Origin of the sequence: Streptomyces coeruleofuscus (genome assembly GCF_039532725.1) — a bacterium.
In the GTDB taxonomy this organism is placed as follows: Bacteria; Actinomycetota; Actinomycetes; order Streptomycetales; family Streptomycetaceae; genus Streptomyces; species Streptomyces coeruleofuscus.
This window is the reverse complement of the sequence record NZ_BAAASE010000002.1, coordinates 94,425-107,171: the sequence shown is the minus strand read 5'-3', so window position 1 is coordinate 107,171 and position 12,747 is coordinate 94,425. Positions and strand designations below refer to the sequence as shown.

Below are 12,747 nucleotides of genomic sequence, written 5' to 3'. Positions count from 1 at the left end.
CGGCGTTCAGCGGGGGGACTCCCGTTCCACCGGCAGCCACAGCTCGGCGTCCGCCTTCGTGCCGTCCGCCGAGAGGTCGGTGCGCAGGATCTCGGGGCCGGGGCGGCTGCGGTACGGGTTGGACGGGAACCACTCGGTGAACACGTCGCGCCACAGTTCCTGGATGGCCTGCGGTGCCGGGCCGGACGTGGTGAAGACCGCCCAGGTGCCGGACGGGACGGGCAGGGTGGTGACGCCCGCGGGGACGTCCGACGGGGCGGACGCCGCGGTGAGCACCGCCTGGTAGTACTCGAGTTCGGTGCCCTCGGCGCGGCTCGGGTCCAGGTCGTCGCAGACCGCGACGATGCCGTGCGGCTCCTGGTCCGAGAGCTTTCCGAGCTGCTCCAGGGCCTGTTTGCCGAGCCCCCGGACGAAGTCGATGATCGCCTGGTTCGGGCCCGAGTGCACGAGCGGGACACGGGTCTTGAAGCCGGCGACCGTGAAGGCCGGGCGGTCCACCACTCGGTACTGCATGCTGCTGCTCCCTTCGACGGTGAGGCGGAAGGTGAGCCGGGGCTGGGAGACGAGCGCGGCGCCGGTGCGCCGGGCCTCGCCCGGGCCTGTGCCGTGCATCGCGCGGAACGCCCGTGCGAACGCCTCGCCCGAGCCGTAGCCGTAGCGCACCGCGATCTCCAGCAGCGTCTCGCCGCCCGCGAGCACCTCCGCGCCCGCGACCGTCAGCCGCCTGCGCCGGATGTACTCCGACAGGGGCATGCCTGCCAGCGCGGAGAACATCCGGCGCAGGTGGTACTCCGACGTGGTCGCGATCCGCGCCAGCTCGGCGACGTCCACGGACTCGTCGAGGTGGCGCTCGATGTGCTCCATCGCCTGGTTGAGCCGCTCCAGCACGCCCGGTTCCTTCCTCTTTCGTGATCACCACGCTAGGCAGCGGGCACCCTGCCGCACCCGACATCCTGTGCCCGTTCCGGTCGGGTGCCGCCTCCGCTGAACGACGTAGGCGCATCGCCGTCCGGCAGGCGTACTTGGAGGGTCCTTATCGTGAACGGCTAGCATCGCCCGTCAACCGTCAGTTGCCGACCAGGACGAGGTGAGGACATGGGGGCGCCCAGGATCGCCGTCGCCGTGGTGACCATGGGCAACCGGCCCGACGAGGTCGACGCCCTGCTGAGGTCCGTGGCCAAGCAGGACGTGCCGCCCGAGCGGATCGTGATCGTCGGCAACGGCTGCCCGCTGCCCGAGTTCGCCCGGCGGCTGTCGCTGCCCGGCGAGGTCACCCCGATCGAACTCGACGAGAACCTCGGCTGCCCCGGCGGGCGGAACGCGGCCCTCGCGCGGCTGCGGGAGTTCGGCGACATCGACGTCGTGGTGGATCTGGACGACGACGGGCTGCTCGTCGACGCCGACGTGCTGCGCCGCGTGCGGGAGCTGTACGCCGCCGACGACCGGCTCGGCGTCGTCGGCTTCCGCATCGCCGACGAGCTGGGCGAGACGCAGCAGCGGCACGTGCCCCGGATCGGCAGCTCGGACCCCCTGCGGGGCGGGTACGTCACCGGGTTCCTCGGCGGCGGGCACGCCCTGCGGACGGCCATGCTCGACGAGGTCGGCGACTGGCCCGCCGAGTTCTTCTTCGCGCACGAGGAGACCGACCTGGCCTGGCGCGCGGCCGACGCGGGCTGGCGCATCCTGTACGCGCCCGAACTGCTGCTCCAGCACCCGAAGACCTCGCCCGCCCGGCATGCCATCTACTACCGCGTGAACGCCCGCAACCGGGTCTGGCTGGCCCGCCGCCGGCTGCCGTTCGCGCTCGTGCCCGTCCACCTGGGCGTCTGGGTGCTGCTCACCCTCCTGCGGAACCGGTCGCGGGCGGGGCTGCGGGCATGGTTCGGCGGGTTCGTGGAAGGTGTACGGGAGCCTGCGGGTGAGCGGCGGCCCATGCGCTGGCGGACGGTGTGGCGGCTCACGCGGCTGGGACGGCCGCCGGTCATCTGACGCCGAGGGGCGTTCGCGGGGTGGCCACACGCTCGGTGGCCGGAAGCTTGGTGGGGCCCCGGCCGTTCACCTCCGCCGACCGGGACCCGGACCCGGCCGCGGCGGCGACACTCCCCCGAGTTGCGCGTCCAGACGCGCGCGCCGCCGGGCCAGATCCGACGTAGTGATCACATCAGGGTTTGCCAACCGATGGCTAACATGTGGCCAACGGTTCTCCGTTGCGTCGCCCGCCCATTGGCGTGAAGTCGCCGAACCATGACGGACGACGGCCCGTGCGGGGCTGTTCCGGCGGGGAACGCGAGGACGAAGGCGGCGGAAAGCCGCTGCTCCGGGGGCGGAAACTCGTCAAGGACGGGATCTCACAAGGGCAAAGGCAAGGGGCGGTGGCACGGGGAGACGGGGGCGTGATGGGGGCATCTGCCTGCTCGGGCAGCGAGAACGGTTCCGAAGGGCGGAGCGGGCTGCGGTTCGGGCTGCTCGGGCCGCCGGTGCTGTACTACGACGTCAGCGGGGGCGGCCGGAGCGAAGCCCGGGGTGTCGCAAGTCCCAAGTCCCGTGTGCTGCTGGCCGCGTTGCTGCTCGACGCCGGACGGGTCGTCTCCGTCGAGTCGCTCAGGGAGGTGCTGTGGGGCGGGGCACCGCCCGTTTCCGCCCAGGCCTCGCTGCACAACCACGTAGCCCGGTTGCGGCGGTTGCTGGACGATCCCGAACGGCTGCGGACCGTACCGTCCGGGTATGTCCTGCGGGTCGACGAGGGCGAGCTGGACGTCCATGTGTTCGACGCCCATGTCGGCGCGGCGCGTGCCGCGCACGCCGGGCAGGACTGGGAGCGCGTCGTGCGTGAGTGCGCCGCCGCGCTCGCCCTGTGGAGGGGCGCGCCGCTCGCCGGGCTGCCGACCGAGGTGGGCGGGTACGCCTTCGCCCGGCGGTTGCGGGAGGGACGGCTGCTGCTCCTGGAGTGGCGCTACGACGCCGAGTTGGCGCTGGGCGGCCCGCGTCTCGACGAGCTCGTACCGGAGCTCGCGGCGTTGACCGCCGAGTATCCGCTGCGGGAGACGTACCACCGTCAGCTCATGCTCGCCCTGCACCGCACCGGCCGCCAGGCCGAGGCCCTGGCCGTCCACCGCGATCTGCGCACCCGGCTGGTCGACCAGCTCGGCATCGAGCCGGGGCCCGGGGTGCGGGAGGCGCATGTGGAGGTGTTGCGGGGGGTCGTGGGCAGGCCACCCTCGCCCGCTCAACCGCCGCCTGCCCAACTTCCCCCGGCACCAGCGCACTTCACGGGACGCGCCACCGTACGCGACTCCCTGCGCCGCACTCTCACGACACCCGGAGCGCACTCGGCACCCCCCACGATCCCCGCCACCGCCGTCATCAGCGGCATGCCCGGCGTCGGCAAGAGCGCGCTCGCGCTGCACGTCGCGCACGAGATGGCGGAACGTTTCCCCGACGGCCAGCTCTACCTCGACCTGCACGGTGCGACCCCGGGCATGGCCCCTCTCACCCCTGGTCAGGCGCTCACCGCGCTGCTGCGTGACCTCGGCGCCGACCCCTGCCGCATTCCGGACCTCCCCGACGCGGCATCCGCTCTGCTGCGCTCGCTGCTCGCGCCGACCCGCACGCTCCTGGTACTGGACGATGCCGCGAGCGCCGCGCAGGTGCGGCCGCTGCTGCCGGGGGGTGCCGGGTGCGCGGTGATCGTCACCAGCCGTTCGCCGCTCACCGCACTCGACGGGGTCGCCCGTTTTCCGCTCGGGCCGCTGTCGGACGAGGAGAGCGCGGCCCTCCTGGTCGCGGCCTCGGGCCGGGCCGGACTGGCCGGCTCCGACGCCGCGCGTCGCCTCGTCGAGCTCACCGGCCGCCTCCCCCTCGCCCTGCGCGTCGTCGCCGCGCGGCTCGCCGCCCGGCAGGCCCTCACCCCGGACGCCCTCGCCGGGCAACTCGCCGAGACGGAGGGGCGGTTGCGGCACCTCGAATACGACGACCTGAGCGTGCGCCGCTCCTTGGCCGTCGCGCACGACGCGCTGGCGGGCTCCGAGCGTGAGGCCGACCGGGACGCGGCCCTCGTCCTCCGTCGCATCGGCGCCCTCGATCTGCCCACGTACGGCGCACCCCTGCTCGCCCGCCTCACCGGCACCGGCGAACTCCGCACCGAGGCCGCCCTGGACCGTCTCGTCGACGTGGCCCTGCTCCAGGAGCCGGCCTACGGCCGCTACGCGCCCCACGACCTCGTCCGCGACTTCGCCCGTGAGCTGGCCGGAGGGTGGGGCGTTGAGGCCACCGGCGGCTCTGGCGGAGGGCGGGAGGCGGACGGCACCGGCGCTGCTCGCGAACCGGCCGGAGGGCGGGAGGCGGACGGCACCGGCGCTGCTCGCGAACCGGCCGGAGGGCGGGAGGCGGACGGCACCGGGGCTGCTCGCGAACCGGCCGGAGGGCGGGAGGCGGACGGCACCGGGGCTGCTCGCGAACCGGCCGGAAGGCGGGAGAGGGACGGCACCGACACTGCTCGCGAACCCGCCGGAAGGCAGGACGCGGACGACGCCCGACAACCCTCCGAGACCGCCTGCGACCTGGCCTGGTTACGGGAAGGCGAGGACTCCTGGGCCGCCGAGACCGCCCTGCGCTGGTACGCCGCGGTCGCCGAGCGGCTGCTCGTCGCGATCGTCGAGCCCGGACCCGACCAGGACGACCGCCGCCGCCCCACCGCGTCCCAGCCGCCCGGTCACGCGGCGCACGTCGACACCTTCGCCCCCTTCGGCAGCCCCGAGGAGGCCTTCGCCTGGGGCGACAGGGAGCTGACGAACGTCGTCACCCTGGTCGAGCGGCACGCGGACGACCCGTGCCGGCAGCACGCGGGCCTCGTCTCCACCCTCGTGCGGCTGATCCTCCCCTACGCGCACCGCAGGGGCCGCGTCGCCGAGATGGAGGTGCTCGGCCGGGCCGGCCTCGGCGTGGCGCGGCGGCTCGGGGACGAGGCGGCGGAGGCGTACGCGCTGGTCGACCTCGCCGGACTGCACTTCCTGACCGGCCGCCACAACGACGCCCTCGGCCTCAACGACCGTGCGCTGGCCATCTGGCGACGGCTCGACGACCCGTCCTGGATCCGCCGCTGCCTCAACAACCGCGGTCTGCTGCTCGACGGGCTCGGCCGGTACGCCGAGGCAGGCGAGGCGCTGACCCGGAGCCTGGAGTACGCACGGCGGCTGAACGACCCGTACGGCGAGGCCGTCACCCACAGCCACCTCGGCAACCTCTACGAGCACACCGACCCGCGGGCCGCCATCGAGCAGCACCGGCGTTCGCTCGCCCTGGGGGACGAGATCGGCGCCGTGATCGTGCGGCACACCGCGCACTGCAACATCGGATACGCCCATCTGCGGCTCGGCGAACCGGCCGCCGCCCTCCCGCACTTCGAGGAGAGCCTGCGCATTCTCGGCGGTCACGGCGACTGGCACGGCGAGTCCCAGACCCGGCTCGGTCACGTCCGCGCTCTGCGTCTGCTGGGCCGCACCGAGCGGGCCGCCCGTGAGTGCGCCGAGCTGCTGGACCGGGCCGACGCCCGTGCCGACCGCTACACCGGCGCCCTCGCCCGCCACCAGCACGGGCTGCTGCTCAGCGAGCGGGGGCACCTCGGCGAGGCGCACGAGGAGTGGCGCTCGGCTCTCGCGGCGCTGGAGGGGACCGACGAGCACACGGTGGTCACGGAACTCCGCGAGCTGCTCGCTCCCACGGACTGACACCGGCTGCTCGGCGAGCTACTTGGCGTCCGCATAGCACTCCACCACCGCCGTCGTGAACGGAAACCGCACCGGCGTCTCCCCGAAGGTCAGCCGCCCGGCCAGGGCCGCCGCCTCGCGGATCGCCGTGACGACCGCGGCCGCCTCCTCCTCGGGGCAGTGCACGATCACCTCGTCGTGCTGGAAGAAGACCAGCTCGGCCGCCATGCCCGCGCAAGCCTTCCGCAGCGCGGCGAGCAGCAGCAGGGCCCAGTCGGCGGCGCTGCCCTGGACGACGAAGTTGCGGGCGAAGCGGCCGCGGGCGCGGGCGTTGGTGGAGGCGTAACCGGGGACCCACTGTCCGCCGTCGGACGGGTCGTCCTCCGGAACGGCCGACGCGGCCGGGATGCCCGCCTCCTCGGTCGCGTCGTCCGTCCCCCGGGCCGCCGGCGGGCAGGTCCGGCCGAGCCACGTCCGTACGAGCCGGCCCTCCTCGCCGGCGCGGGCCGCGTCGTCGACGTACGCCACCGCACGCGGGAAGCGGCGTCTGAGCGCGGCGAGGTTCTTCAGGCCGTCGCCGGAGGTCTGGCCGTAGACGGCGCCGAGCACGGCGAGTTTGGCCTGGTCGCGGTCGCCGGAGAAGGCGCGGTCGGAGACGGACTGGTACAGGTCGGCCTCCCGGCCGGCCACCTCCATCAGGCCGGGGTCGCGGGAGATCGCGGCGAGGACGCGCGGCTCCATCTGGTCGGCGTCGGCGACGACGAGCCGCCAGCCGGGGTCGGCGACCACGGCCCGCCGGATCACCTTGGGGATCTGGAGTCCGCCCCCGCCATTGGTCACCCACCGCCCGGTCACCGTCCCGCCCGCCAGGAACTCGGGTCGGAACCGGCCCTCGCGCACCCAGTCCTGGAGCCAGGACCAGCCGTGGGCGACCCAGATGCGGTACAGCTTCTTGTACTCGATCAGGGGCTTCACGGCCGGGTGGTCGACGGACTCGATCTCCCACCGGCGGGTCGAGGAGATCTTGATGCCGGCCTGCGCGAAGGCCTTGATCACGTCGGCCGGCAGGTCGGGGCGGACCCGGCGGCCGAACGCGGTGGACACCTCGTCGGCGAGTTCGGCCAGGCGGCGTGGTTCGCCGCCGCCCGCGTACCGCTCGCCCAGCAGGTCGTGCAGCACCGCGCGGTGCACGTCGGTGCTCCAGGGCAGCCCGGCGCGGTTCATCTCGGCGGCCACCAGCATGCCCGCGGACTCGGCGGCCGTCAGCAGGCGCATCCGGTCGGGGTGCTCGGCCCGTGCGTGCCGCCGCTGCTGCTCGGCGTAGACCGCGAGGAGGTCCGGCAGGGGCAGGTGGACGCCCTGCGGCTCGAACAGTGAGGACTGGGAGCCCGGTTCGGCGGAGCGCTGCGGCGGATCGGGCGGTACGGGGCCGCCGCGCAGCCGGGCCAGGGCGGCCGCGGCCGAGCGTGGTTCCCCGTACCGCCCCTCATGGCCGAGCAGGAGCGTCTCGGCGGCCTCGATGTCGTAGCACCGGTCGGCTCGCACCCCCGTGGCGAGCAGGCGCGGGTAGACCTCGGCGGTGGACCGCCACACCCACCGCGCGACACCGGGACGGCTCCGGACGGCCTCGGCGGGATCCGCCTCCCGCTGCACCGGGCCGGCGGGCAGCCCGTCCGGACCGAGGGGGGCGACGTCCACGCCACCGTCCTCGGCCGGAGCGAGAGCCCACCGGTCGGTCATGCTGGGAGTGTGACAGGGGGGTCTGACAGTGCCCTCTGGTCCGCCGTGCCGGTCGCCATCCCGGTTCCCGGTCACCACCCCCGGTTCGCGGTCGCCATCCCGGTTCCCGGTCACCACCCCCGGTTCGCGGTCGCCATCCCGGTTCCCGGTCACCACCCCCGGTTCGCGGTCGCCACCCCGGTTCCCGGTCACCACCCCGGTTCCCTCCCGGGCGGTCTCACGCCTCGTCCGGCGTGTCCTTCTGCGCCTGCACGATCTTCTCCAGCACGCCGGACACGTACTGCTCGGTCGGCTCCTTGCCGATGCCCAGGCCGCTGAGGACGCCCTCGCCGTTCTCGTGCTCCAGCAGGGCGAGCAGGATGTGCTCGGTGCCGATGTAGTTGTGGCCGAGGCGCAGCGCCTCGCGGAACGTGAGCTCCAGGACCTTCTTGGCGGCCTGGCCGTACGGCACGAGCTCCGGGGGCTCCTCGACGGCCGGCGGCAGTGCGGCGGTCGCCGCCTCGCGGACCGCGTCGAGGGAGACGCCCTGCTTGACGAGCGCCTTCGCGGCGAGACCGTCGGGCTCGGCCAGCAGACCGAGGACGAGGTGCTCGGGTAGGCCCTCGGCGTTGCGCGCGGACCGGGCCTCGTTGTGCGCGGCCATCACCGTGTTGCGGGCGCGGGGCGTGTAGCGGTTGAAGCCCTGGCTCGGGTCGAGGTCCGCCGACTCCTTCGGCACGAAGCGCTTCTGCGCGGCCTGCCGGGTGACCCCCATGCTCTTGCCGATGTCCGTCCAGGAGGCGCCCGACCGCCGGGCCTGGTCCACGAAGTGGCCGATCAGGTGGTCGGCCACCTCGCCGAGGTGATCGGCGGCGAGCACCGCGTCCTGGAGCTGTTCGAGGGGTTCCTGGTGCACCTTCTTGATCGCCGCGATCAGGTCGTCGAGGCGGAACGATGACGTGATGTTGGGGTTCGTCGTCATGGTGTCAACCGTAGGTTGCGCCCCCAGGGGTGTCAACCGTGAGTTGACATCCGCCCCGGCTACTTCGGGGACGTTGCCACCAACCGCACCGCCAGCCCCGTGAACACCGTCCCGGAGACGATGTTCAGCCAGCGGTTCACCCGCGCACTGCGCCTGAGAAGGGACGACAGCTTCCCCGCGAGCAGGCCGACACTGCCGTCCCACAAGAAGCCCATCACCACGAGCGTGACCCCGAGCAGCAGCAACTGGCCCTGGACATGACCGAGCGACGGGTCCACGAACTGCGGCAGGAACGCCACGTTGAAGAGGATCACCTTGGGGTTGAGCAGGTTGGTGATCGCGCCCTGCCAGAACGCCCGCCTCATCCCCGGCCCGACCGCGCCCGTCCCCTCCTCGCCCGGCACCGAACGGTCGCGGAACGCCTTCACCGCCAGGTAGAGCAGATAGGCCGCGCCCGCCCAGCGCAGCACGTGGTACAGCGTCGGCAACGCCGTGAACAGGGCCGACAGACCGAGAGCCGCCGCGACCGCGTGCACGAGCATCGCGCACGCCACCCCGAACGCCGCCATCACCCCGGCCGTGGGTCCGCCCCGTCCGCCCATCGCCACGATGAACATCATGTCCGGGCCGGGGGTGATGCAGAGCGCGAAGGCGGCGACGAGGAACGCCGCGTACAGAGACATGTCCACCATGCGGCCATGGTCGAGTCCCCGCCGTGCGCGGATGACCCAATTCCGGGGAGTGAGACGTACGAGGTCGCGCATGTCCGGCCGTCCGCTCCGGCGTGGCACCATCGGCCCGTGAGTACGCCCACCACCGTCGACCGCGCGTTCGAGACCGCCCTGTACGACACCAGCGAGACGGCCCTCGACGCCGGCGCGTCCCTGCTCGCGTCCGACCCGGCGGCGGACGCCGAACTGGCCCGCCGCGGTGAGGAGTTCGTGGCGACGGCCTGGCGGCGCGGCTGGCAGCCGGCCGATGTCGTACGCACCGTCCGGCGGGAGCTGGACGACGTACACGTACGCCTCGTCACGGAGCTGATCCGGGCACAGGCGCCGCACGACCGTCCGCGCGGCCGCCGCTGGAGCGCGCAGCTCGCGGAACTCCCCGCCGAAGCCCCGCCCCGCACCGACCGCTTCTCGTACGCCACCGCCGTGCTGGAGCTGTACCGCCTGCTGCTGCGCCTGCCCGCGCTCGAGTCCCTGGACGAGTCGACCGGGGAGCCGAGGACCGAGTCCAAGATGCTCGGCCGGATCCGCGCCCTGCTCGCCAAGGCGGAGGCCACCGGGTTCCCGGAGGAGGCGGAGGCGCTCAGTGCCAAGGCGCAGGAGCTGATGGCCCGGCACAGTGTCGACGAGGCGCTGCTCGCGGCCCGGGCACCCTCGCCCGAGACGCCCGGGGCCTGCCGGATCGGTGTCGAACCGCCGTACGAGCAGGCCAAGGCGGTGCTGCTGGACGCCGTCGCCGCCGCCAACCACTGCCGGGCGGTGTGGAACGAGCCCCTCGGCTTCTCCACCGTCGTCGGCTTCGAAACCGACCTGGAAGCGGTCGAACTCCTCTACACCTCACTCCTGGTGCAGGCCACGACCGCGATGACGAAGGCGGAAGCCGCTCAGCGTGCGGCCGGCCGCAAGCGCACCAAGACGTTCCGGCAGTCCTTCCTCGCGGCCTACGCCCACCGCATCGGCACCCGCCTGGCGGCAGCCGCCGAGACCCAGGTGACGGAGGACCTGCTCCCGGTCCTCGCCTCCCGCGACGTGGCGGTCACCGGCCGGCTGGACTCGATGTTCCCGGAGACGACCACGACCCGCCTGCGCGGTGTGCGTGACGCGGCGGGCTGGACGGAGGGCGCGCAGGCGGCGGACCGCGCCCAGGTCGGACACCGCCCGCCGCTGCGCTGACCTGCCGTCAGTCGCCCGAGGACTCGAAGCCGCTCACCGAGGCCTGCGCCCCGCCGCCGCTCCCGTCCCTCCGGGCGACCTCGCCGTACGACCACGTCAGGTCGTGCGCGTCCTCGGGGGCGCCGGGCAGGGTGAAGGACGCCTTCCGTACGGCAAGGCTCTTCGCGGAGCCGGCCTCGCCCCGGACATAGGTGATCGTGAAGGACGTGGTGCCGCCCTTCCCCAGTGTGAGCGGCTGGGCCTTCGCGCCTTCCTCCGGGGACACGGACGTCGTGCCGTCCTCGGCCGCGAGGTCGACGGAGGGGAAGCCCTTCAGGGTGCACTGCGCGCCCTGGTTGGTGAGCGTGACGGTGACGTTGCCGGTGTCCCCGGCGGCCGGGGCGGCACCGGCCCCGACTTCCACGCCCAGGTCGCCGATCGCGCAGGCCGAACCGTTCGCCGGATCAGCGTTCTTCGCGTCGTCGTCGCCGGTCTTGCCGTCGTCGCAGGCGGTCAGCATGAGCGTGGCGGCGAGGGCGGCTGCCAGGGTGAGGGGCAAGGTGCGCATGGGGTCCTCTGAGCGTGATGAGCGTGAGCGGCTTCGGTCGGGCCCCTGGATCATCACGCACGCGGATGCGGTACGGGCGCCCACCCCCTGCGAATCCCCCGAAAGTCGGACAGCCGCGGCGCCCGAAGGTGATCACGGCCCGTCCGTACGCTTCGAGGTCCCGCTACCCGAGGCCCGCCGTCGGCAGCCCGGTCGGCAGCTTCCCGCCCTCGGCCTTGGTGTACGTCTCCGCGCCGAGGCCGCCCTCCCAGGTGACCTTGAGGCTCTTGCCGCTCACGGAGTCGACCGTGCCGGTCGCCCGGTCCTTGTTGCCGTCCGTGCACTTGAGGCGGATCATCCGCGTCCCGGACTCCTCGCCCGCGGTGCCGGTGCAGACGCTGCCGCCGGTGGCGAAGATCGCGGCCTGCTTGCCGGTGATCACCAGGGCCACGGCCTTCCCGCCGGTCGTCGCGAGCCAGCTGCCCTGGAGGCCGCCGGCGTCCGACCCGCCGGAACCGGACGTCGAACCGGAGCCGGAGTCGCCGCCCGCTCCGGTGGACGCCGTGGCGGACGGGGCCGGGCTGGACGCAGAGCCGTCCCCGGAGTCGCCGTCACCGCTGCACGCGGACAGCACGAGCACGCCCGCCAGGCCCGCGGCCGCCGCCACGAACCGAGCGCGCCGACGCGCTCCCGGGCGACATGCTCCCGGACGACGCGAGAAGATCACCGAAGTCACTGCAAGCCCCCAAGCTGTAGCCGGCCGAGGGCCCCGGCCGGAGCCCGCCGACCCATGCCGGAACGACCGCAGCAAGCTACCAGGGCCGGTCAAGAGCCCCCGGGGTCAGCCCCCAGGGGCCCCTTACCGGCCCGGCGCCGGGAAAATCCGGGCTCACCAGGACGACTTGCGTACCCCCGGCAGATATCCCGCGTGCGCTTGCTCCCGCAGGCTCACCCGGGACAGTCCGAACGTCCGGAAGTAACCGCGCGGCCGCCCGTCCACCTGGTCCCGGTTGCGCACCCGCGTGGCGCTGGCGTCGCGCGGCTGCCTGCGCAGTTCCGCCTGCGCGGCGAGCCGTTCGGCGTCCGTGGACGACGGCCGCCGGATGATCTCCTTCAGCTCGGCCCGCCGGGCGGCGTACCGCGCGACGATCTCCTGCCGCCTGTCGTTCTTCGCGATCTTGCTCTTCTTCGCCATCAGACCTTCACTCCCCGGGCGCGGATCCGGGCGACGGCCGCCTCGACTCCGATCGTGTCGATGGTCTTGATCGCCCTGGCGCTCAGCCGCAGGCGTACGTACCGGCCCTCGCTCGGCAGCCAGTAGCGCTTGGTCTGGATGTTGGGGTCGAACCGGCGTGACGTGCGCCGGTGGGAGTGCGAGATGCGGTTGCCGAAGCCGGGCTGGGTGCCGGTCAGCATGCAGTGCGCGGACATGCGGTGACGTACCTCTCTGACTCAGGAGATGTAAATGGAATTCATTTTCAGTAGCATAGCGGCATGGCACGCAATGAACTCCGGCCGGTCATCAAGCTCCGGTCCACGGCCGGGACCGGCTACACCTACGTGACCCGCAAGAACCGTCGCAACGACCCGGACCGACTGACCCTGCGCAAGTTCGATCCGGTCGTCGGCCGCCACGTCGACTTCCGAGAGGAGCGCTGACCGATGCGCGAGGGAATCCACCCGGACTACGGCCCCGTCGTCTTCCGCGACCGCGCCGCGGACTACGCGTTCCTCACCCGCTCGACGATGACGAGCGAGAAGACGATCGAGTGGGAGGACGGCAACACCTACCCGGTCGTGGACGTCGAGATCTCCGACGTCAGCCACCCCTTCTACACCGGCACCGCCCGCGTCCTGGACACCGCGGGACGCGTGGAGCGCTTCGAGCGCCGGTACGGAAAGAAGGGCTGACCC

13 protein-coding genes are annotated in these 12,747 nt (G+C 73.2%); 5 read left to right on the top strand and 8 right to left on the bottom strand.

What is annotated here, in order from left to right; genetic code table 11:
* Window positions 1-6 precede the first annotated feature (6 nt).
* Entirely contained in the window at window positions 7-888 is an 882-nt protein-coding gene (locus ABFX81_RS07580; protein WP_086851103.1) for a GyrI-like domain-containing protein, read from the bottom strand.
* A gap of 207 nt (window positions 889-1,095) precedes the next feature.
* Here ABFX81_RS07580 and ABFX81_RS07575 point away from each other — a divergent pair, with 207 nt between their 5' ends.
* Window positions 1,096-1,989: a glycosyltransferase gene (locus ABFX81_RS07575; RefSeq protein ID WP_086851105.1), complete on the top strand. Its 894-nt coding sequence runs from the start codon at window positions 1,096-1,098 to the stop codon at window positions 1,987-1,989.
* A 407-nt stretch (window positions 1,990-2,396) separates the two neighbouring features.
* On the top strand, window positions 2,397-5,726 hold the full coding sequence (locus tag ABFX81_RS07570) for an AfsR/SARP family transcriptional regulator (protein ID WP_346137987.1): 3,330 nt from the start codon (window positions 2,397-2,399) through the stop codon (window positions 5,724-5,726).
* Between the two features lie 18 nt (window positions 5,727-5,744).
* Here ABFX81_RS07570 and ABFX81_RS07565 read toward each other — a convergent pair whose 3' ends face one another.
* The 3 genes from ABFX81_RS07565 to ABFX81_RS07555 form a co-directional block, all read right to left on the bottom strand.
* A complete protein-coding gene (locus tag ABFX81_RS07565; RefSeq protein ID WP_086855017.1) occupies window positions 5,745-7,445 on the bottom strand; it encodes a bifunctional 3'-5' exonuclease/DNA polymerase in 1,701 nt (566 codons plus the stop codon).
* Window positions 7,446-7,662: 217 nt separating this feature from the next.
* The gene (locus ABFX81_RS07560) at window positions 7,663-8,406 is read right to left on the bottom strand and encodes a Clp protease N-terminal domain-containing protein (protein WP_346137805.1); all 744 of its coding nucleotides are present in this window, start codon (window positions 8,404-8,406) and stop codon (window positions 7,663-7,665) included.
* Window positions 8,407-8,465: 59 nt separating this feature from the next.
* Window positions 8,466-9,098 carry a LysE family transporter gene (locus ABFX81_RS07555; protein WP_086847619.1) on the bottom strand — a complete coding sequence of 211 codons (633 nt, stop codon included), beginning with the start codon at window positions 9,096-9,098 and terminating at the stop codon, window positions 8,466-8,468.
* A 108-nt stretch (window positions 9,099-9,206) separates the two neighbouring features.
* On the opposite strand from ABFX81_RS07555, the gene ABFX81_RS07550 reads away from it, so the two are divergent.
* A complete protein-coding gene (locus ABFX81_RS07550) occupies window positions 9,207-10,307 on the top strand; it encodes a DUF2786 domain-containing protein (protein ID WP_086847617.1) in 1,101 nt (366 codons plus the stop codon).
* A gap of 7 nt (window positions 10,308-10,314) precedes the next feature.
* On the opposite strand, the gene ABFX81_RS07545 is transcribed toward ABFX81_RS07550, so the two are convergent.
* From ABFX81_RS07545 to rpmB, 4 genes are all read right to left on the bottom strand, one after another.
* A complete protein-coding gene (locus ABFX81_RS07545) occupies window positions 10,315-10,854 on the bottom strand; it encodes a DUF4232 domain-containing protein (protein WP_086847615.1) in 540 nt (179 codons plus the stop codon).
* 163 nt (window positions 10,855-11,017) lie between these two features.
* Window positions 11,018-11,560: a hypothetical protein gene (locus ABFX81_RS07540; protein ID WP_428837148.1), complete on the bottom strand. Its 543-nt coding sequence runs from the start codon at window positions 11,558-11,560 to the stop codon at window positions 11,018-11,020.
* A 162-nt stretch (window positions 11,561-11,722) separates the two neighbouring features.
* Window positions 11,723-12,028: a 30S ribosomal protein S14 gene (gene rpsN / locus ABFX81_RS07535; RefSeq protein WP_086847613.1), complete on the bottom strand. Its 306-nt coding sequence runs from the start codon at window positions 12,026-12,028 to the stop codon at window positions 11,723-11,725.
* Window positions 12,028-12,264, bottom strand: coding sequence for a 50S ribosomal protein L28 (gene rpmB, locus ABFX81_RS07530; protein ID WP_059419095.1), 237 nt, complete (start codon window positions 12,262-12,264; stop codon window positions 12,028-12,030). Before rpmB ends, rpsN begins: the two co-directional genes overlap by 1 nt.
* Before the next feature lie 63 nt (window positions 12,265-12,327).
* Between rpmB and rpmG the strand changes: the two genes are divergently transcribed.
* Window positions 12,328-12,492: a 50S ribosomal protein L33 gene (gene rpmG / locus ABFX81_RS07525; RefSeq protein ID WP_010044249.1), complete on the top strand. Its 165-nt coding sequence runs from the start codon at window positions 12,328-12,330 to the stop codon at window positions 12,490-12,492.
* Between the two features lie 3 nt (window positions 12,493-12,495).
* On the top strand, window positions 12,496-12,744 hold the full coding sequence (locus tag ABFX81_RS07520; protein ID WP_086847611.1) for a type B 50S ribosomal protein L31: 249 nt from the start codon (window positions 12,496-12,498) through the stop codon (window positions 12,742-12,744).
* Window positions 12,745-12,747: the final 3 nt, after the last annotated feature.